This window comes from Bacillus sp. COPE52 (genome assembly GCF_003355115.1).
Lineage (GTDB): Bacteria > Bacillota > Bacilli > Bacillales > Bacillaceae_G > Bacillus_A > Bacillus_A toyonensis.
Genome location: NZ_CP031292.1, coordinates 3,005,665 through 3,025,084, shown reverse-complemented (window position 1 = coordinate 3,025,084; position 19,420 = coordinate 3,005,665). Strand labels below are relative to the sequence as shown.

The following is a 19,420-nucleotide window of genomic DNA, read 5'->3' as shown; positions in this document are numbered from 1 at the left end:
GGTATATAATGTATGAAATGAAAACGAAAATAAATAAGCTAGGAGCAAATAAATGAAAAGAGGAATTATTGTAGATATTCCAAATGAATATGATAATCTACTTTGGAAAGTGTTAAAGCCGATCGATATTACGTTATTTGATTGGCGAGTGGAAAATGAGGAATCTTATTTCAGATTACCTGATGGATTAGGATCAGAATTATTTTCAGAAGATAACAAGGTAATGAGTGGATTAGAATTGAAAAAATTAATAAAAGACAACATATATTATCTCATTTTTGCAGATTTAAAAGCGTATCTAAAAGGAGAAGTATTAGAAGAGATTGAAACATATGAAGAGTTCACAGAGAGCAAGTATGAAGTAGTCGTATTAGTAGCGGACGGTGATTATATACACATTTACGCTAAAGATCAAAAAGTGATTGAATTGATGTATGAAAACGCACTGAATCAAGGTTTTTATGTTGAATACGTTACAGACGAAAATGACGGTAGAACGCGTTTGTCAGTATAGTAGTAATTTGAAAGGGGAACGGCAATATGGAGAGAAATACAGTTAAAGGATATACAATACGAACTGCTACTGAAGAGGAGAGCGATAGCATTATTACTCTATTAAGAGAAGTAGCAGAGTGGTTACAACATAAAGAAGTAGATCAATGGCAGTATCTGTTAGGAGGAGAGGCTACAGCTGAAATATTAGAATGTATAAGAAATAAATATACGTATATTGTTATGAAAGAAGATGAAATTGTTGGTACGATTACAGCATCTCCTAAACAAAATGAATGGGATGAACATATTTTTGGTAAAGAGGAAGTTTCGGATTCAGTATATATTCATAGATTTGCGGTGAGACGGAAGTATAAGGGGAATGGAATAGGAGAATCGATTTTGCAGTGGGTAGAAGAAAATGTACAGTGTGATAAAGAGTACTTGAAGTTAGATTGTGTGGGACATAATCGTACGTTGAATGATTTTTATAAGAAAAATGATTTTGAGTATGTGGGCAGTACGGATGGGCTTAGTAAGTTTCAAAAGAAAAGGAGAAAATAAATGAATCCAATTAACGTAAGTTTAGTTGAGAAGTTAATACAGAAACAGTTTCCTGAATGGGCACATTTAGAAGTGAAACCTGTAAAGTTTAGTGGACATGATAATAGAACGTTTCACTTAGGAGATCAGATGAGTGTTAGATTACCAAGTGATGCAGCATATGCACCGCAAGTAGAGAAAGAAAACAAGTGGCTTCCTATATTAAATAAGGAACTTTCTTTACCAATTTCTGCACCAATTGCAAAAGGGCATCCGTCGGAAGAGTATCCGTGGCCATGGTCTATTAATAAGTGGATAGAGGGAGAGGCAGTTACGAAAGAAAATGTTCGTGACTTACATGAATTCGCAGCGGACTTAGGATCATTTCTACTAGAATTGCAATCCATTGATTCTAGTAACGGACCAATAGCTGGAGCGCATAACTTTTACCGAGGCGGGTTTATATCTGTATACGATGAAGAAGCGAGAGTAGCTATTGAAAACAATAAAGACGCTTTTGATGAGGCATTGTTAAAGCACCTTTGGGATTTAGCGCTCCAATCAAAATGGGAACGCACACCAGTTTGGATTCATGGAGATGTTGCGCCAGGGAATTTACTCGTTAAAGATGGAAAGCTTTGTGCCGTAATTGATTTTGGTATACTAGGAGTAGGTGATCCTTCGTGTGACGCGGCGATGGCATGGACATTTTTTGATGAAAATAGTAGAAACGTATTTAAAGAAGTGTTGAGGATGGATGAGGAAACGTGGGATAGAGCGAGAGGATGGACGCTTTGGAAGGCGTTAATTACATATGATGCGAATAGAGATAGTAATGAAAAAGTAGCTGAGGAAGCATATCGTGTAATCCAAGTGATTGTGGATGATTATAAAATGAGATGAAAATAGTAATGTGTAGCACAAGTTTTGATTGAAGTTATTTGACGTTTACTATGCAATAAAAAGGAGGGAACATAATTGAAAGTCAGGCAAGGGAAATATGAAGAGATAAAATTGCGTGATAGAATTCCAGGTATGGTTGAATATATAGATAGCACAAGACTTCCGGCTGATTTTCACTACTATATCCCTCCACACTGGCATAGAAGTATTGAAATTAGTTTGGTAATATATGGAGACGTTTCTTTGTATGTAAATGGGCAAAAAAAGAAAGTATCAGCTGGCGAGTTTATTTTTGTAAACAGTGGAGATGTGCACGAATTTGAAAAAGTTGAGAATGCAAGTTGTGCAGTAATGATGTTAATAGTTTCGTATGAATTTCTTAAAGAGCTAAATGCTGATTTTGATAAATATAGATTTACTCTACAAGCATCATTTGTGCAGAAAGAAAAGCTCCAACAAATATTTTATGAATTAAAGGAGTTAGTCACAAATTTTGATGAGTTAAGTTATATAAAAATGAATAGTTTAATTTATGAGATTGTTTATATTCTATTGCGCCACTGTAAAGATAGAAAAAAAGAAGATAATGATTTTCAATTTGGAAATAAACAAAAAGAGATAATTACATATATGTATGAACATTATGATGAAAAGCTTAAAATGAAAGATGTAGCGAAACACTTTTTTGTAAGTGAGGAACATTTTTCTCGGATGTTCAAAAAATCTTTCGGATCAAATTTCACCTCTTTTTTAACGAGATACAGGCTTCATAAAGCGTATGAAGATATTATTAGCAGTACGAATTCTATACAAGATATAGCAGTGAAACATGGATTTCCCAATGTGAAGTCATTCATTTCGCAGTTTAAAGGGAAATATGGGGATACACCATTACAGTATAGAAAAAATATCATATCAAAAAATGACAATAATTGAATCAAATATGAACAACAATAAAAATACGTTCCATGTTACATTTTGTACATGGAACGTATTTTTATTTAGTAAATGGAAAGGTATACGGTTATATAATTTTTCGGAAAACGAAAGCGTTAAAAAAGAGATGGGGGAATAGTGAATGTCTAGGAAATATAGCTTAGATTTATTAGAAAAGATTCAAGAAAAACAAGAAACCATCAATGTACAAGGCGCAGAAGTAATAGTGAAAAACATACCAGATTGCGATGAAAAGGGAGCAATGGATCCACGTCTTTATAAAGATATGAAGGTTCAAATGAATATAATGAGGTTTATGCCTAAAAATATGATGAAAATGGACGCTTCTGAAAAATCGGTAAAGAATATGAGAAAGCAGTTTAATGGTATTAAAAGCGTTCCAATCGTAACGAAAGATATAAATATTACGAATGAAACGGTTAAAGCGGAAGATGGATATGACATTCCGATAAGGATTTATAATAGTATTTCAAAACGAGAAAACGCGCCAATTTTATATTTTATTCATGGTGGTGGATTTATGGCAGGATCACCAGATGTGGTAGAAGAACTTGTGAAATTAATAGTAGAAAAAACAGATATATTAGCCTTTTCTATAGATTATCGATTAGCTCCAGAACATCCTTTTCCAACTGGACATACAGATTGTTACACTACTTTAAAATGGATTTATGAGAATGCTGAAGCATTCGGCGGTGATAAGAATAATATTTTTGTTGCGGGTGATAGTGCTGGAGGGAACTTAACACAGTATTGTACAACGAGAGATATGGAAGATGGTAGAAACTTCGTTAAAGGGCAATTACTTCTGTATCCTACACTTAACATGTGTGACTATGAAGACGAGTTTTATTCTTGGAGTATAGATAAATATGAGATTGCTCCGAAATATAAAAAAGGATTAGAAAAAATGCTTAATATGATGCATGCAATGGTCGGAGGGATGGCAGAAATACTTGGTACGGAAGACATTCATTCGAAGTATTTAAGTCCATACGTTGATGTATCTTCAGATTATCCAAGTACATTTATTACGGTAGGAGAACATGATTTTTTAATGATTGAATGTTTAGCGTATGCAGCTAAATTGACGAAACAAGGAGTGGATACTGAAACGATTCTCTATCGTGGTTTAGGGCACGCGTATGGAGATAATGTAGGTGTCTATCCTCAAAGTGAAGATTTAGCGATTGAGATGGGGAGTTTTATATTGAAGAATAGTAAGAAAGACTCGTACTTCGAGCAATGATTTTAAACTCTACTTTGTGCTTTAAGTGAGAATATCTAAAAAGTATATAAAAAGCCTAATTTGATCTAAATGTTTCAAATTAGGCTTTTTTATATGATTAAATATTCAAGATCAAAAGAAGGAATAAAACTACATTATACAGAATATTTAGATAATGGGAGGTGTCGAATTTTGAGTGAAATTGAATTAAAAAGTAATGTAATTAAGACAGGACGAGAGAGGAGTATGATTCTTCGGTTTATACTTGCTAGTCTCGTTGGGATGTTTATGTTTTTCGTACCTGTTACGATAAATGGAGCTTCTTCTATTATGATTGATCATATCGTATCGTGGATCCGTACTTCAGTTCCTGGCGTAGTACCTTATTATGCATTGTTTGTTATGGTGATTGGTGCGATTTATCCATTTTATACGAAGAAATGGAATGCATCTATCGTAGACATTTGCTTTTCTATTTTAAAAGTAGTTGGTGTTGTTTTTGGCGTATTATATTGTTTTAAAGTGGGACCAGCTTGGTTTTTTGCACCAGATGTTGGGTCGTTTTTGTATGAGAAACTAGTTATATCGGTAAGTTTACTCGTTCCAATTGGTTCGGCGTTTTTAGCGTTATTAGTCGGATATGGGTTGCTTGAATTTATCGGTACATTTTGCCGTCCGATTATGAGACCTTTATGGAATACGCCGGGACGATCGGCAATTGATGCGGTTGCCTCCTTCGTTGGAAGTTATTCACTAGCCTTATTAATTACGAACCGTGTATATAAAGAAGGAAAGTATACGACAAAAGAAGCAGCCATTATCGCTACAGGATTTTCTACAGTATCCGCAACATTTATGATCATCATCGCAAAAACATTAGACATTATGCATTTATGGAATGTTTATTTTTGGACTACACTTGTAGTAACATTCATCGTGACTGCTATCACCGTAAGAATCCCACCTCTTAGTAGAAAACCCGATACATATATTACGAAAGAAGGGTTCCCAGAGCCCGTTTATAAGGAAAAAATGTTAGAACGTGCTTGGGAAGATGCATTAGAAGTATCAAAATCTGCACCGAGCATTATGAAAAATATTGCAGTGAACTTAAAAGACGGTTTTATTATGACGATGGGAATTTTACCATCTATTATGTCAGTAGGGTTAATTGGTATCGTCTTAGCGAAGTTCACGCCAATATTTGATTGGATCAGTTATATTTTTTATCCATTTACATGGGTTTTACAATTACCAGAAGCAGACTTAGCTGCTAAAGCGGTATCAGTTGGTATTGCAGAAATGTTTTTACCATCATTATTAGTTGTAAGTGCGCCGCTCGTGACAAAGTTTGTCATTGCGGTTGTTTCGGTATCATCTATTTTGTTTTTCTCCGCTTCAATCCCTTGTATATTATCGACAGATATTCCGTTAAAAGTATCTGAACTTATTATTTTGTACGTGCAGAGAACGATATTAACGTTGCTTATTATTACGCCGATTGCTTATTTGGTGCTTTAATAGGAAACCCTCGCTTTCTATGTGAGCGAGGATTTTTGTTGTTAAAATCATTGTATATATTAATTTTGCGATTTTGATTCGTATGTTATAGTAACAAAAGAAGGGGGCTTACAAATGGAAATCATTCACGAAAGAGCAAAATTACGGTTAATGGATAGTGGTGATGTCGAAACTTTGTTTTCGATTGTAGAAGGAAATAGGCAAATTTGGGCGTATTTAATCTCTAAAATGGAAACTGTTCAAGATATGCAGCAATATGTTCAAAAAGCGATAAAGAGTTATGGAAAGGGTACACAAATCCCTTTCGCTGTAGTGGATCAACAGACGAACAAGATTGTAGGGAGTACACGTTTATATAATATTTCAGTAGAAGATAAAACAGTGGAGTTAGGGCAGACGTGGTACCATCCAAGTGTGCAACGTACGAGTATAAATACAGAATGTAAGTATATGCTTCTCCAGTATGCTTTTGAAAAACTGCATATGCTACGAGTGCAAATTAAGACGGATGTAAGAAATGAAAAAGCACAACGAGCAATTGAAAGGTTAGGCGCGGTAAAAGAAGGTGTGCTAAGAAATGAAAGAAGATTGCCGAGCGGTCATGTGAGAGATGCAGTTGTGTACAGTATTATTGCGAGTGAATGGTCAGGCGTGAAAGGAGAATTGTTAGAAAAATTAGAGTTATACAAAGAAAAGCTATAATTCGTATTTTGTAAGGTATATGATCGTAATTTGCGAATAATATACCTTTTTTTCTTACAAAACACTAACTTATTTAATTTACTTTTGTTTCATCATTCCCTTCTGAGAAAAAATTCGTTACAATGTAGTTGTATGGTAATAAACTAATGAATTAAAATTGTAATGAAAACCGCAAATGAAAAATGAATTGATAATCCTCAATTTTAAATGAAAACCCTTTTATATATAATAAGTAAAATACCTTCTTTTAAACAAACTCAAACAAAACGATTTGATATAAATGTTTTTTTATAGAAGTATGGATGATGTACGGAGGCAATTACAAATGAAAGAAAATAAGAAGAGTAAAAAAAGACGAATCTTTCAAGTGTTTTTATTAATGATTTGTTCTGCTATTTTGTATGTGAGCTATGCAGCTTACGATATTTGGAGTTATCGCTTTAAAACGGATGATGATGTGAAGACAGATGCTGGTATCGTGCTAGGAGCAGCTTCATGGAACGGAAAACCATCTCCTGTATTTAAGGAAAGAATTAATCACGCGATTTCTCTATATAAAAACGGAAACATTAAGAAAATTATTTTTACAGGTGGTACAAAGTTTGAAGCGGAGCTTGAGGAAGCTCGCACTGCTAGAGTATATGCATTGAAACAAGGTGTAAAAGAGGAGGATATTTTAATTGAAACAAAATCCCTTTTCACTGAAGAAAATTTAAAGAATGCGAAGGAAGTTGGAATAGAGAACGGAATACACTCATACACGATTGTAAGTGATCCACTTCATATGAAACGCGCAATGAGAATCGCAAAACATATTAACATTGAGGCATATGCTTCACCGACTCCAACATCAGCATATAAAACGTTAGATACAGAAATTCCATTCTTTTTTAAAGAATTATTCTCGTATATCGGATATGTAACCTCTTTGCCGCTAAAGGCATTGAAGGGGGATTAATATAAGAAAAGGACCTGTTTTTCTATAGGGATTTTTCTTATAATCCAAAAACATTGTATTTTTATCGGAATAGTGAAACAATAGAGAGGTAGCTTCATATAATCATAATGACAAAATGAACGGTTTATGAATCGAGCATTTACGGGCAGCCCGACTCCCACTGAACTTCTTTGCTCCACCTGAATTTTGAGGTGGGAGTTTTACTGCCCGCAAATAGCGGGATAAAGGAGATTATAGTATGGCACTCTCATTTGTTGAAACAGAAGAACAATCTTTCATTATTGAACAAATAAATAAATTGATTCCGAAGTTCATGGAAAGGGAGCATCAATTAAGTGAGTTAGGATCATTTCCGCATGAAAATATTAATAATTTAAAAGATATCGGATATACGAAATTAACGTTACCGAAGGAATTTGGTGGTAGTGCGATTTCTTTATATGACTTCGTTTTATTTCAAGGGAAAATTGCAGAAGGCTGTGGAGCTACTGCATTATCGATTGGATGGCATATCGGTATTGTAAAAGAGCTAGCTGAAAATCGCTCTTGGAATGATGGAATGTTCAAATGGTTTTGCGAAGAAGTGCGTAATGGTGCACTCTTTAATCGGGCAGCAACAGAACCGAAAACAGGAAGTCCGACGCGTGGTGGTAAACCAGAAACAATCGCGGTGCAACAAGGCGAGAAGTGGATTATAAATGGAAGGAAAACTTTTACAACGATGGCACCAGTACTTGATTATTTTATTATTTCTGCAAGTATGGAAGGCCGAGAAGAAGTTGGTGAGTTTGTCATTCCAAGAAATACGCTCGGTGTATCAATTGAAGAAACATGGGATAGCGTTGCGATGCGAGGAACTGCTAGCCACGACCTTGTCTTACAAAATGTGGAGATAGAAAACCGCTTCTTTACGAATGTATTGGGCGGGAAAGTGAAACAAAAGGGTATTGGCTGGTTGCTACATATACCAGCATGTTATTTAGGAATCGCACAATCAGCAAGAAATTATGCAGTTCAGTTTGCGGAATCATACAAGCCAAATAGTTTAAACCATTCTATTAGTTTATTACCGAGTGTTAGAAGATTAGTTGGAGAAATAGAGCTTGAGCTTATGCAAGCTCGCGTCTTTTTATATCAAATTGCGAAAAAGTACGATGAGGCAGAAGATAAACTATCACTACAAGCAGAACTAGCGGCAGTGAAATACGCAGTAACAAATGCGGCGATATCTATAGTAGATAAAGCAATGCGTATCGTAGGGGCAAAAAGTTTATCAGAAAAAAATCCACTTCATCGTTATTACTTAAATGTCAGAGCGGGTTTACACAATCCGCCGATGGATGATGCAACATTGTCTATACTGGCGGATGCAGCATTTCGGTCGTGATGTTTTAGGAGTAGATCTTATGAATTTAAATGTTATTGTTTATGGACAATATAGTTGTTTTGAAAGCACGTGTTTGATTAGTAATCGAACACGTGCTTTTTATTTGTTTGCCATCCTAGTTTGAAATGTAGTGTTTTCATATAAATGATTATCATGATTTGATGAATGTTCCTGGATGAAAAATATTTATTGTAATGCCAGTTTGAATGTAAACGGTGATAAGGTGTTTTTTGTTGGGAAGGAATTTGTAACTTTTAATAGAATAATTTATGAAGATGATTAGATAATAAATGTTTACACATAAGGAGATAAAACTATGGAAAAGAACAAATTACTAAGAATGGACAATGTCAGTATCGTTGTAGAATCTCTTGATGACGCAATCTCTTTCTTCGAGGAGATTGGCTTGAAACTCGAAGGGCGAGCTACTGTCGAAGGTGAATGGGCTGGTCGCGTAACCGGACTGGGCTCCCAGTGCGTAGAGATTGCTATGATGGTTACGCCAGATGGTCACAGCCGAATTGAACTTTCGCGATTTCTCACCCCACCTACTATATCAGATCACCGGACTGCTCCTGTAAACGCCCTCGGTTATTTACGCGTCATGTTCACTGTTGAAGACATTGACGAAATGGTATACAGACTCACGACTAAGTGTGGTGCTCAGCTCGTTGGCGAAGTGGTTCAGTACGAGGACTCGTATCGACTCTGTTACATTCGTGGAACCGAAGGGCTTCTAATTGGTTTGGCGGAACAACTCGGTAACAAATAAGAAAGTGACGTTTTATAAAAAAACTTTACTGAAATATATTACTGAAGTGAAAATTGAAACAGAATAGTAGTGTGAAAGTAACTTTAAGAAGTAGGGTACGTCATATAACATAACATGCAAGCGAAAGGACTCTCCGAACCACTTGGTCGCCGGGGAAGAAGCAGGGAAGAGATTCGGGCAACATCTCTGTGAAAACGTTATATGCTCATTCCTCTCAATTTGAAGAAATTTATTATTCAATAAAAGGGCTCTTCTCCAGAGCGACAAAAAAGCCAAATTCCTTAATTTTAATATTGAGAAATTAGGCTTTTAATTTTGGAATTTCTTTAACGTTGTAAATTCGTATTTTCCTGAGCTACCCTATGCTCATCAAACTAAGAAGAGCAAATACTCCAAAGCGAGAAAATTGACATCTCCAGATGAGGATGTACAATTTTTTGTTTTGAGGATGCGCCAAAATATTAGCTTGATAGCAATAGGCAGCATCCCTTGAATAGCTTCGAAGAACTCAATTCTAAAAAATACATCTGAACGAGAGATAATGGAATGTTCTTTTGTAAGATGTATATCTTTTTCTCTTTTTAGTAGTATTGTTCATGAAAAATAGCACATTACAAATAAGTGTTATCAATTGAAAAAATCTTTCTTTTCATTCTTCTTTTTATAGTTTTATAGGAGAAAGCTAGGCTTCTTATTTTTACTAATGTATAATAAGAAAAAAGCACGAAAAGAGGTTATCTCATGCTAGAGGTTATTGCAACATGTTTAGAAGATGTGAAACGAATTGAAAGCGCGGGTGGGAAGCGGATTGAATTAATTTCATCTTATACAGAAGGTGGATTAACGCCGAGTTATGCATTTATTAAAAAAGCGGTAGAAGCAGTAAATATACCGATTCACGTTATGATTCGTCCGCATGCGAAGTCTTTTACATATACGGAAGAAGAAATTGAAATGATGAAAGAAGACATTAGCGTTGCGCAGAAGTTAGGTGCAGCAGGCGTTGTATTAGGCGTATTAAACGAACAAAAAGAAGTTGATAAAGAGAAGCTAGCAGATTTGTTATCTGTTGTAGATGGAATAAATGTAACGTATCACCGTGCGATAGATGATATAGAAAACCTAGTAGAAGCGATGAGAACTTTAAAGGAATTCCATAAAGTGACTCACGTGTTAACTTCAGGTGGACAAGGAAATATAGTAGATAATATTCCAGTGCTTAAAGATATGCAAAAGGTAAGCGATGGTCAAATTCAACTTGTAGCTGGAAGTGGTGTAACGAAAGAAAATATAAAGCAGTTATTAGATGAAACTGGAATTTCGCAAGCTCATGTCGGTACAGCGGTAAGAGAAGGTAAATCATGTTTTTCTGAAATTGATCGAAGTTTAGTGCGAGAATTAGTTGAAATAATAAAATAATTGCATAAGAAAGAGGAGAAACGATGAAGGAAAATACGAAGAAAGAATTATTCTCATGGGCTAAAACGATAGGATTTACCCTTGTATTAATCGCAATTATTCGCGGTGTTTTATTTACACCTTCTTTAGTGCAAGGTGAATCAATGATGCCTACTTTAGAAAATAATGAGCGCGTTCTCGTGAATAAGATTGGTTATAGTATAAGTGGATTAGATCGCTTCGATGTTATCGTCTTCCACGGAAAAGAAGGGTACGACTTAGTAAAACGAGTAATTGGTTTACCAGGTGATACAGTTGAGTATAAAAACGATGTTTTATACGTAAACGGAAAAGTGATGGAAGAACCATATTTAAAAGAGTTTAAAGAAAAAGCAGTAGGCCGAGTATTAACTCCAGACTTTACGTTAGAACAAATCACAGGAAAAACGAAAGTGCCAGAAGGCCAAGTATTTGTTTTAGGAGATAATCGTGAAGTTTCTAAGGACGGTCGCATGTTTGGCTTTATTTCAGAAGATGAAATTGTCGGAAAAGGACAAGCTGTTTTCTGGCCGTTGAAACAAGTAAGAGCGTTATAAAGAAAAAGTATGGGAGAAATATTCTTCCGGTGGATTTAAATCACATTTTTTGTGAAACTGAATGTTTATTTAAGAAAGACAGACAGAGGTCATTTTGATTATTATTTTTCAAAATGGCCTCTGTTTATTTGAAGATAGTATTGCAAGGAGGGAATTTAAATGATAACGAAAGAATCAGAAGTTATCTTAAACAGGAAAGGAGCCAGGAAAGTAAACGAAATTCCTAAAGAGGTCTTACAATTACTACAGCAAGGGAAAGTAGAAAGTGTTAATCTAACAGAATGGCTAGCTATAAATCATATTGAACTACTCAAAAATGTCTTACCTTTAATAGGACTCAAGAATAGTTTGGAAAGCATAGTAGCTGAATTAGAAAAACAGAACGTGGAAACAGGGATGAAAGTCATACGAATAACAGGAACTTTATTGGATGAAATTATACTCAAAGAGAATGAAGGAAACAAGGAAGATGTATTGTTAAAATTATCTAATCATATTTCAGATAGTGTACGATGTTGGGCAGCGTTTATGAATAAAAAATCAAATAACACATTAAAAGATACATTAACGTACATTCGACCTTTTGCAGCGGATCATCATTTTGGTGTTCGAGAAATTGCTTGGATGTCTATTAGAGAAGATCTTTCACAGAATATAGAAAAAAGTGTGGAGTTGTTAGTAGAATGGGCAAAAAGTGAAGATGAGAATATTCGCAGGTTCTCTGTAGAATCTATTCGTCCTCGAGGTGTATGGAGTAAACATATTGAAACATTAAAACAAGAACCTGAAAAAGCACTGCCCATTCTTAATTTACTTAAATCAGATCCATCAAAATATGTCCAAGATTCGGTTGGAAACTGGTTAAATGATGCAAGTAAAACGAAACCAGATTGGGTAATGAACCTGTGTGAAGAATGGGAAAAGGATACTGACATAAAATCAACTAGTAGAATTATTAAAAAAGCTAAAAGAACGATTTTGAAAAATAAGTAATATGTAACTAATAGACTTGTTAGTTGAACGAAGGAACAATCAATCATGTTAAAAAAAAGAATACTTTGAATAACTATGAGAAGAGCATGTTTTGATCAAAAATTGATTCAAACATGCTCTTTATATTTTCTTTTATAGCAGTGTTATTAATGAAAAGTGATCAAATTTTATTTCAAATCTAAACTTCCGTACTTTTTTATTGTAACTATTATTCTAATAGTTCGTTCTTCACGTGTTAAAGTTTTGTCAATCATTCAAGGGCCTTTTATTTTATATAAATCACTTATTATTTGTGTTTTTTTAATAACGGACAAAATATATCGGATTATGTACGTGAAAAAAATATTGATAGAATTGAAAGAATATTTTATAATTTTAAATTATATCTTTGTTTCGAAAAATGGAATTAAAGTTCCGAAATTCGGAACAAAAAGGAGATAGGATGAGTATAAATAAAACGGCAGTGAAGACAATGGATATTTTAGAGTTATTTTATGAGCATGAAGAGTTAAGTTTAACAGAGATGGTTCAGCTTACAAATATGCCGAAAACATCTGTTTATCGTTTAATCGGTTCGCTAGAAGAAATGGAGCTTTTACAAAAAAATGAGAAGGGGAAATATCGTCTTGGAGTCGTTTTTTTAAGGTTTGGGCAACTTGTTTCACAAAGATTATCAGTAAGAAATATTGCGATTCCATATATGAAAGAGCTTAGAGATAGTTTAGGGCAGGCAGTTAATTTAATTATTCAAGATGGTAATGATGCAATTTACGTTGAAAAGATGGAAGGAGTTCAGCCGGTACGTGTTTATACAGCGGTTGGAAGAAGAGCACCTCTTTATGCGGGGGCATGTCCGAGAATTTTACTATCTTATTTTTCTGAGGAAGAGAAAAGGAAGTACATAGAGGAAACCGATTTAAAACAGTATGCGGATGGAACAATTGTGAATAAGGAACATTTGCTAGAAGTATTACAACTAGCGAAAAAGGAAGGTTACACAATTAGTTATTCTGAATTAGAAAATCATACAGCGGCTATAGCAGCTCCGATTTTTGCGAATGATGGAACGGTTGTAGCAGGTATTAGTATTTCAGGTTTAGCAATTGAGTATGGCGAAAGTAACATTTCATATTTTACTGCGAAAGTGAAAGAAACAGCATACCGCATTTCGAAAGAACTCGGCTTTTTGGCATAGAAAGAGGGAATGGGATGAAATTTTCTGCGTTAGGGGATCAAGCGATTATTGTTACGTTTGGTGAAGAAATTAGGATGGATATATACGGAAAAGTGCAGCGATTATTTCAAGCGTTGAAACAACATCCATTTACAGGAATGGTTGAATGTGTGCCATCGTTTACTTCATTAGCAATTTACTATAATTTGTACGAAGTATGGATGCAAAATGAGAGAAGTGAAAGGTCATATGATTACGTTTGCCAATATATACAGGAGCTGTGTGATTCATATAAAGAAGAAGTGAACCAGAATGTGAAACATATTTCTATACCAGTTTGCTACGGAGGCGAATATGGGCCGGATTTAGAAGAGGTCGCACATTATCAAGGTTTGCAAGTAGAGGATGTTATTCGTATACATAGCGAAACAACATATTTTGTGTATATGTTAGGTTTCACACCAGGATTCCCATATTTAGGGGGATTATCAAAACAATTAGAAACACCTAGAAAAGAAACACCACGGTTACAAATTGCTCCTGGTTCGGTAGGGATTGGTGGAAAGCAAACAGGTATTTATCCGCTTGAAACACCGGGTGGATGGAATATTATCGGCCGAACACCGATTTCATTATTTAATCCAAGAGAAGAATCACCTACCTATATTCAAAGTGGTATGTATTTACGTTTTATCCCGGTAACAAAGGAAGAATACGTATCGCTAGAGGGGGCTAAAGAATGGATGTAGAGGTTTTACATGCAGGGATGTTTACAACAGTCCAAGATTTAGGACGATTTCATTATCAACAGTATGGTGTACCAGTTGGCGGTGCGATGGATAAAAATGCACTTAGGCTAATCAATATGTTAGTCGGTAATGAAGAAAATGAAGCAGGTTTAGAAATGACGATAATGGGACCTAAATTGTTACTAAAGAAAACGACTTTGCTCGCGATTGGCGGTGCGGATTTGGAACCGTTATTGAATGGAGAACGAATTCCGTTATGGCGTCCTATTTTAGCAGAAGAAGGCAGCATGCTTTGTTTTGGAAAAGCAAAACGTGGGTGCAGAGCATATGTAACATTTGCTGGTGGTATTCATATTGATCATACAATGGGAAGTAAAAGTACATATATGCGAGCTGCTATTGGCGGGATTGAAGGAAGGATGCTCAAAAAGGGTGACTATTTTCAAATTGGTACGCACGCAGAAATGGCGAGTCGTTTCATTCAGAACTTACAAAAGGAAGAGCGAATAAAAACAAAATGGGCAATTCGAAATAACGTCTTACCAAAATATAAGAAGCATCCTACGCTTCGCGTCATAACAGATTTTGAATATAATCAGTTTACAGAAAAAAGTAAAGAGTCATTTTTTATGAAAGAGTATAAAGTGTCCAATTATGCTGATCGCATGGGATATAGGTTTGATGGGGAAGTTTTAAATAGAGAAATAGAACAAGAAATTCTATCAAGTCCTGTTACATTTGGAACCATTCAAGTTCCAAATGGTGGGCAGCCTATTATATTAATGGCAGATAGGCAAACGACAGGTGGCTATCCGAGAATCGGAAATGTCATTTCAGTAGATTTACCTCTGCTTGCCCAGCTGAAACCAGGGGACTATGTAACTTTTGAAAAAGTTTCTATAGAAGAAGCGGAGCGATTGTACATAGAGCAGGAAGAAAATATGAAACTATTAAAGAAGTTCATCGCTTTACGAAGCTGAGAGTAGGAGGGAAATATCGTGACGACAATCGATTTGAATTGTGATTTAGGAGAAAGTTTTGGAGCTTATAAAATGGGGAATGATGATGAGATTCTTCCGTTCGTTTCCTCTATAAATGTTGCTTGTGGTTTTCATGCGGGTGATCCGATCGTTATGCGTCAAACAGTTGAAAAAGCTTTGAAACATAACGTAGCAATAGGGGCGCATCCTGGATTTCCTGATTTAATTGGATTTGGAAGAAGAAACATGAATGTTTCAGCAAGTGAAGTATATGATTACGTTTTATATCAAATTGGTGCATTAGACGGGTTTGTGAAAGCGGCAGGGGCGAAGATGCATCATGTGAAACCGCACGGTGCCCTATATAATATGGCGGCAACTGACCCAGCAATTGCAGATGCAATCGTAAAGGCAATTTCTCATATGAACCCGGATCTATTACTTTACGGATTAGCAAATAGCGAGGCGTTTATACAAGCTGCAGAAAAATATAAAGTAACATTCATGCAAGAAGTTTTTGCTGATCGTACGTATAAGCAAGATGGGACATTAACAAGTCGTACAGAAAAAAATGCACTTATAACAGATGAAGGCGAAGCGATAAAACAAGTGCTTCAAATGGTAAAAGAAGGATATGTAGAAACGGTGAATGGAGAGAAAGTAACAGTTCAGGCGCAAACAATTTGTTTGCATGGCGATGGAGAGAAAGCGGTACAATTTGCGGGGAGAATATACAGAACATTCGAACTTAATGGTGTTTCTATATGTGCACCGAAATAAAAAATGAGGGGAAGTGCTGGAAATGATTAAATTAATTGGGATACTACTTGTTGCAGTTGGCTTTCTATTTAGGTTAAATACACTATTAGTAGTAATGGTTGCAGGAATTGTTACTGGTATGGTTTCAGGATTAAGTTTTTATGACGTCATCAGCATGTTCGGTAAATTTTTTATAGAAAATAGATATATGTCTATGCCTATTATACTAACTTTACCTGTAATCGGAATTTTAGAGCGTTATGGTTTAAAAGAAAGAGCAGAAGCACTTATAACGAAATCAAAAGGGGCAACAACTGGAAGAGTATTAATGTCATATTTTACAATAAGAGAATCATCAGCGGCACTAGGGCTGAATATTGGTGGTCATGCGCAAACAGTAAGACCGCTCGTTGCACCAATGGCAGAAGGAGCGGCACAAGGTAAATACGGTAAACTTCCGGAAAAATTAAGAGAAAAGATTAAAGCAAACGCAGCTGCTGCGGAAAATACAGCTTGGTTTTTCGGAGAAGATATTTTTATCGCAACTGGTGCGATTTTATTAATGAAAGGATTCTTCGATTCAGTAGGTATGCATGTCGGAGTATGGGATATGGCGCTTTGGGGTATTCCAACAGCAATATCCGCACTAATCGTAAGTTGGATTAGATTCAGAAGGTTTGATAAATATATAGCGAAAACAATGAAGGCAGAAGGAAAACAAGAGAAGGAGGCTATATAAGATGAACATCATAACTATGGATACAATTTATTATGTATTAGGTATAATCGTTGCCTTTATCGCTGTGCGTATCGCATTCGATCGTGAACATCCAAACCGATTCGGTTCTAGCTTATTTTGGGCATTATTCGCAGTTACGTTTTTATTCGGAAATGTAATACCTTCGTTTTACGTTGGGTGTATCGTGCTCGCTATGGTCGTGTTAGCTTCATTGAATAAAGTAACAAAATCTCAGGAGAAAGAAGTACCTGTACAAGAACGTGTGAAACATGCTGAGAAATTAAAAAATAAAATTTTCATGCCTGCACTTTTAATTCCTATTTTTACAATTATCGGTACGTTAACGTTAGGGAAAATCAAATGGGGAAATGTATCCCTTGTAGATCCAGATAAAGTAACGTTAGTTGCATTAGCGTTAGGAGCATTACTCGCATTCGTTGCGGCGATGCGTATTACAAAATCGAAAATAACGACGCCTGTTCAAGAAGGAAGTAGATTATTACAAGCTGTTGGTTGGGCAGTTATTTTACCACAAATGTTAGCAGCACTTGGCGGTATTTTTGCGAAGTCTGGTGTTGGACAAGTCGTTTCTGATTTAGTTGGAAAAGTGTTACCGACAGAGTATCCATTCGTTGCTGTTATGGCGTACTGTTTAGGAATGATGCTTTTCACAGTTGTAATGGGGAATGCATTCGCAGCGTTTGCAGTAATCACTGGCGGAATCGGATTACCTTTAATTGTTCAAATGCACGGCGGGAATCCAGCGATTATGGCCGCACTCGGCATGTTTGCTGGATATTGCGGAACACTGCTTACGCCAATGGCAGCAAACTTTAATATCGTTCCAGCAATGCTTTTAGAGTTAAAAGATAAAAATGCTGTTATTAAAGCGCAAGTACCCATCGCGCTTTCAATCTTTATCATAAATATGTTTATTATGTACGGCTTAGTATATCGTTTCTAATTAGGAGGGAAAACGATGAAAACAGTATTATTAACAGGGTTCGATCCGTTCGGCGGAGAAAGTATCAATCCAGCTTGGGAAGTCGCAAAAAACTTGCATGGAAAAACAATCGGAGAGTACAAAATTATTAGTAAACAAGTACCAACTGTATTTCATAAATCAATAAGCGTATTAAAAGAGTATATAGAAGAACGAAAGCCTGAAATGATTATATGTATCGGACAAGCTGGGGGTAGACCAGATATTACGATAGAGCGTGTCGCAATTAATATTGATGATGCAAGAATTGCTGACAATGAAGGGAATCAGCCGGTAGATGTACCAGTTGTAGAAGAAGGACCAGCAGCCTATTGGTCCACACTTCCGATGAAAGCAATCGTAAAAAAACTTCGCGAAGAAGGCATACCGTCATCTGTTTCACAAACGGCAGGTACATTCGTTTGTAATCACTTATTCTATGGACTTATGCATGAACTAGAAAAATGTGATATGAAAATAAAAGGCGGATTCATTCATATTCCGTTCTTACCAGAACAAGCGAGTAGCTATCCAGGGCAACCGAGTATGTCACTTTCTACTATTAGTAAAGGGATAGAGTTGGCAATCGAGGTAACAACGGAAGTAGAAGTAGATATTGTAGAAATTGGGGGCGCGACGCATTAAGTAAAATGAAATGTACAACACCTCCTGTAAACAACTGGTATAATAAGTATAGGAATATACATAGAGGTGATTTTTGTGCAATTTGAAAAAGTTCGTTCAATTTTAGAAAAAGCGAAGAAAATTACTGTATTAACAGGCGCGGGAGCCAGTACAGAAAGTGGCATCCCAGATTTCCGTTCAGCAAATGGGTTGTATGCTGATGCGAATGTGGAGATGTACTTATCGAGAGGGTACTATAACAGAAGTCCGAAAGAGTTTTGGAAGCATTATAAAGAAATATTTCAAATTAATACGTTTCATCAATATAAAGCTAATCGTGGACATCGCTTTTTAGCTGAGCTAGAAGAACAAGGAAAAGATATAACAATTTTAACGCAAAATATCGATGGTTTACATCAATTAGGTGGTAGTAAACATGTCATTGATTTACACGGAACACTTCAAACAGCACATTGTCCGAAGTGTAAAACGGGTTATGATTTACAATATATGATTGATCATGAAGTACCGCGCTGCGAGAAGTGTAATTTCATTTTAAATCCAGATGTTGTTTTATACGGAGATACACTGCCGCAATATCAAAATGCGATTACACGTTTATATGAAACAGATGTGTTTCTCGTTATGGGAACGTCATTAAAAGTACAGCCTGTCGCATCTTTCCCGGAAATTGCAAAGAGGGAAATTGGAGCAACAACCATTTTAGTAAATGAAGAGTTAACAGGGCAGGAATATAACTTTGATTTTGTTTTTCGACAAAAGATTGGTGAATTTGTTGAAGGGTTATCTTCAAATAAATAAGTTATCGTAAAAAAACTGAGGTGCAATGTATCTACCTCAGTTTTTTGTATTCATGATATTGTATTGTAAGGGGAATGGTAATAAATAGGATACAAAATCCGAAAACTGAAAATTAAATCTTTTCTTTCTTTTGTAACTAAT

General features: G+C 35.6%; 21 protein-coding genes. All 21 read left to right on the top strand.

Annotated elements, in window-relative coordinates; all coding sequences use genetic code 11:
• The first annotated feature begins 52 nt into the window (after positions 1 to 52).
• The 21 genes from DPQ31_RS15170 (at position 53) to DPQ31_RS15070 (ending at position 19,279) form a co-directional block, all read left to right on the top strand.
• Positions 53 to 514 (top strand): DUF2691 family protein, encoded by a 462-nt coding sequence (locus DPQ31_RS15170; RefSeq protein WP_208730602.1) that lies wholly within the window; start codon positions 53 to 55, stop codon positions 512 to 514.
• Positions 515 to 540: 26 nt separating this feature from the next.
• A complete protein-coding gene (locus tag DPQ31_RS15165; protein ID WP_097959340.1) occupies positions 541 to 1,056 on the top strand; it encodes a GNAT family N-acetyltransferase in 516 nt (171 codons plus the stop codon).
• The gene (locus tag DPQ31_RS15160; protein WP_097959341.1) at positions 1,057 to 1,938 is read left to right on the top strand and encodes an aminoglycoside phosphotransferase family protein; all 882 of its coding nucleotides are present in this window, start codon (positions 1,057 to 1,059) and stop codon (positions 1,936 to 1,938) included.
• 75 nt (positions 1,939 to 2,013) lie between these two features.
• On the top strand, positions 2,014 to 2,874 hold the full coding sequence (locus tag DPQ31_RS15155; protein ID WP_208730601.1) for an AraC family transcriptional regulator: 861 nt from the start codon (positions 2,014 to 2,016) through the stop codon (positions 2,872 to 2,874).
• 142 nt (positions 2,875 to 3,016) lie between these two features.
• Positions 3,017 to 4,144, top strand: a complete 1,128-nt coding sequence (locus DPQ31_RS15150) for an alpha/beta hydrolase (RefSeq protein ID WP_208730600.1) — start codon at positions 3,017 to 3,019, stop codon at positions 4,142 to 4,144.
• A 171-nt stretch (positions 4,145 to 4,315) separates the two neighbouring features.
• A complete protein-coding gene (locus tag DPQ31_RS15145) occupies positions 4,316 to 5,644 on the top strand; it encodes a YjiH family protein (protein WP_208730599.1) in 1,329 nt (442 codons plus the stop codon).
• Positions 5,645 to 5,758: 114 nt separating this feature from the next.
• Positions 5,759 to 6,346 carry a GNAT family N-acetyltransferase gene (locus tag DPQ31_RS15140; protein ID WP_000402594.1) on the top strand — a complete coding sequence of 196 codons (588 nt, stop codon included), beginning with the start codon at positions 5,759 to 5,761 and terminating at the stop codon, positions 6,344 to 6,346.
• Between the two features lie 325 nt (positions 6,347 to 6,671).
• The gene (locus DPQ31_RS15135; RefSeq protein ID WP_000662220.1) at positions 6,672 to 7,304 is read left to right on the top strand and encodes a YdcF family protein; all 633 of its coding nucleotides are present in this window, start codon (positions 6,672 to 6,674) and stop codon (positions 7,302 to 7,304) included.
• Positions 7,305 to 7,542: 238 nt separating this feature from the next.
• Positions 7,543 to 8,691, top strand: coding sequence for an acyl-CoA dehydrogenase family protein (locus tag DPQ31_RS15130; protein ID WP_208730598.1), 1,149 nt, complete (start codon positions 7,543 to 7,545; stop codon positions 8,689 to 8,691).
• 316 nt (positions 8,692 to 9,007) lie between these two features.
• A complete protein-coding gene (locus DPQ31_RS15125) occupies positions 9,008 to 9,463 on the top strand; it encodes a VOC family protein (RefSeq protein ID WP_000414361.1) in 456 nt (151 codons plus the stop codon).
• A gap of 741 nt (positions 9,464 to 10,204) precedes the next feature.
• Complete coding sequence (locus tag DPQ31_RS15120; protein ID WP_000895104.1) at positions 10,205 to 10,882, top strand: copper homeostasis protein CutC; 678 nt, start codon at positions 10,205 to 10,207, stop codon at positions 10,880 to 10,882.
• Positions 10,883 to 10,905: 23 nt separating this feature from the next.
• Entirely contained in the window at positions 10,906 to 11,457 is a 552-nt protein-coding gene (lepB, locus tag DPQ31_RS15115; RefSeq protein WP_097954340.1) for a signal peptidase I, read from the top strand.
• Between the two features lie 159 nt (positions 11,458 to 11,616).
• Positions 11,617 to 12,450: a DNA alkylation repair protein gene (locus DPQ31_RS15110; RefSeq protein WP_208730597.1), complete on the top strand. Its 834-nt coding sequence runs from the start codon at positions 11,617 to 11,619 to the stop codon at positions 12,448 to 12,450.
• 442 nt (positions 12,451 to 12,892) lie between these two features.
• Positions 12,893 to 13,645, top strand: coding sequence for an IclR family transcriptional regulator (locus DPQ31_RS15105; RefSeq protein ID WP_208730596.1), 753 nt, complete (start codon positions 12,893 to 12,895; stop codon positions 13,643 to 13,645).
• Between the two features lie 14 nt (positions 13,646 to 13,659).
• On the top strand, positions 13,660 to 14,373 hold the full coding sequence (pxpB, locus tag DPQ31_RS15100) for a 5-oxoprolinase subunit PxpB (protein ID WP_000672292.1): 714 nt from the start codon (positions 13,660 to 13,662) through the stop codon (positions 14,371 to 14,373).
• Positions 14,364 to 15,353, top strand: coding sequence for a 5-oxoprolinase subunit C family protein (locus DPQ31_RS15095; protein WP_097954336.1), 990 nt, complete (start codon positions 14,364 to 14,366; stop codon positions 15,351 to 15,353). The genes pxpB and DPQ31_RS15095 overlap by 10 nt, the downstream gene beginning before the upstream one ends.
• Positions 15,354 to 15,371: 18 nt before the next feature.
• The gene (gene pxpA, locus DPQ31_RS15090) at positions 15,372 to 16,133 is read left to right on the top strand and encodes a 5-oxoprolinase subunit PxpA (RefSeq protein ID WP_208730595.1); all 762 of its coding nucleotides are present in this window, start codon (positions 15,372 to 15,374) and stop codon (positions 16,131 to 16,133) included.
• Between the two features lie 22 nt (positions 16,134 to 16,155).
• The gene (locus DPQ31_RS15085; protein WP_000593386.1) at positions 16,156 to 16,851 is read left to right on the top strand and encodes a DUF969 domain-containing protein; all 696 of its coding nucleotides are present in this window, start codon (positions 16,156 to 16,158) and stop codon (positions 16,849 to 16,851) included.
• Position 16,852: 1 nt separating this feature from the next.
• Positions 16,853 to 17,815, top strand: a complete 963-nt coding sequence (locus tag DPQ31_RS15080) for a DUF979 domain-containing protein (protein WP_001021667.1) — start codon at positions 16,853 to 16,855, stop codon at positions 17,813 to 17,815.
• 15 nt (positions 17,816 to 17,830) lie between these two features.
• The gene (gene pcp / locus DPQ31_RS15075; RefSeq protein ID WP_087970888.1) at positions 17,831 to 18,478 is read left to right on the top strand and encodes a pyroglutamyl-peptidase I; all 648 of its coding nucleotides are present in this window, start codon (positions 17,831 to 17,833) and stop codon (positions 18,476 to 18,478) included.
• Between the two features lie 75 nt (positions 18,479 to 18,553).
• Positions 18,554 to 19,279: an NAD-dependent protein deacylase gene (locus DPQ31_RS15070; RefSeq protein ID WP_140158614.1), complete on the top strand. Its 726-nt coding sequence runs from the start codon at positions 18,554 to 18,556 to the stop codon at positions 19,277 to 19,279.
• Positions 19,280 to 19,420 lie beyond the last annotated feature (141 nt).

Bases quoted from the DNA above. Each gene is read 5' to 3' on its own strand.
- DPQ31_RS15170 (WP_208730602.1), top strand. From the start codon at position 53: ATGAAAAGAGGAATTATTGTAGATATTCCAAATGAATATGATAATCTA.
- DPQ31_RS15140 (WP_000402594.1), top strand. From the start codon at position 5,759: ATGGAAATCATTCACGAAAGAGCAAAATTACGGTTAATGGATAGTGGT.
- DPQ31_RS15080 (WP_001021667.1), top strand. From the start codon at position 16,853: ATGAACATCATAACTATGGATACAATTTATTATGTATTAGGTATAATC.
- DPQ31_RS15120 (WP_000895104.1), top strand. From the start codon at position 10,205: ATGCTAGAGGTTATTGCAACATGTTTAGAAGATGTGAAACGAATTGAA.
- DPQ31_RS15135 (WP_000662220.1), top strand. From the start codon at position 6,672: ATGAAAGAAAATAAGAAGAGTAAAAAAAGACGAATCTTTCAAGTGTTT.
- DPQ31_RS15150 (WP_208730600.1), top strand. From the start codon at position 3,017: ATGTCTAGGAAATATAGCTTAGATTTATTAGAAAAGATTCAAGAAAAA.
- DPQ31_RS15095 (WP_097954336.1), top strand. From the start codon at position 14,364: ATGGATGTAGAGGTTTTACATGCAGGGATGTTTACAACAGTCCAAGAT.
- pxpB (WP_000672292.1), top strand. From the start codon at position 13,660: ATGAAATTTTCTGCGTTAGGGGATCAAGCGATTATTGTTACGTTTGGT.
- DPQ31_RS15125 (WP_000414361.1), top strand. From the start codon at position 9,008: ATGGAAAAGAACAAATTACTAAGAATGGACAATGTCAGTATCGTTGTA.
- DPQ31_RS15085 (WP_000593386.1), top strand. From the start codon at position 16,156: ATGATTAAATTAATTGGGATACTACTTGTTGCAGTTGGCTTTCTATTT.
- DPQ31_RS15160 (WP_097959341.1), top strand. From the start codon at position 1,057: ATGAATCCAATTAACGTAAGTTTAGTTGAGAAGTTAATACAGAAACAG.
- DPQ31_RS15165 (WP_097959340.1), top strand. From the start codon at position 541: ATGGAGAGAAATACAGTTAAAGGATATACAATACGAACTGCTACTGAA.
- DPQ31_RS15110 (WP_208730597.1), top strand. From the start codon at position 11,617: ATGATAACGAAAGAATCAGAAGTTATCTTAAACAGGAAAGGAGCCAGG.
- pcp (WP_087970888.1), top strand. From the start codon at position 17,831: ATGAAAACAGTATTATTAACAGGGTTCGATCCGTTCGGCGGAGAAAGT.
- DPQ31_RS15130 (WP_208730598.1), top strand. From the start codon at position 7,543: ATGGCACTCTCATTTGTTGAAACAGAAGAACAATCTTTCATTATTGAA.
- lepB (WP_097954340.1), top strand. From the start codon at position 10,906: ATGAAGGAAAATACGAAGAAAGAATTATTCTCATGGGCTAAAACGATA.
- DPQ31_RS15105 (WP_208730596.1), top strand. From the start codon at position 12,893: ATGAGTATAAATAAAACGGCAGTGAAGACAATGGATATTTTAGAGTTA.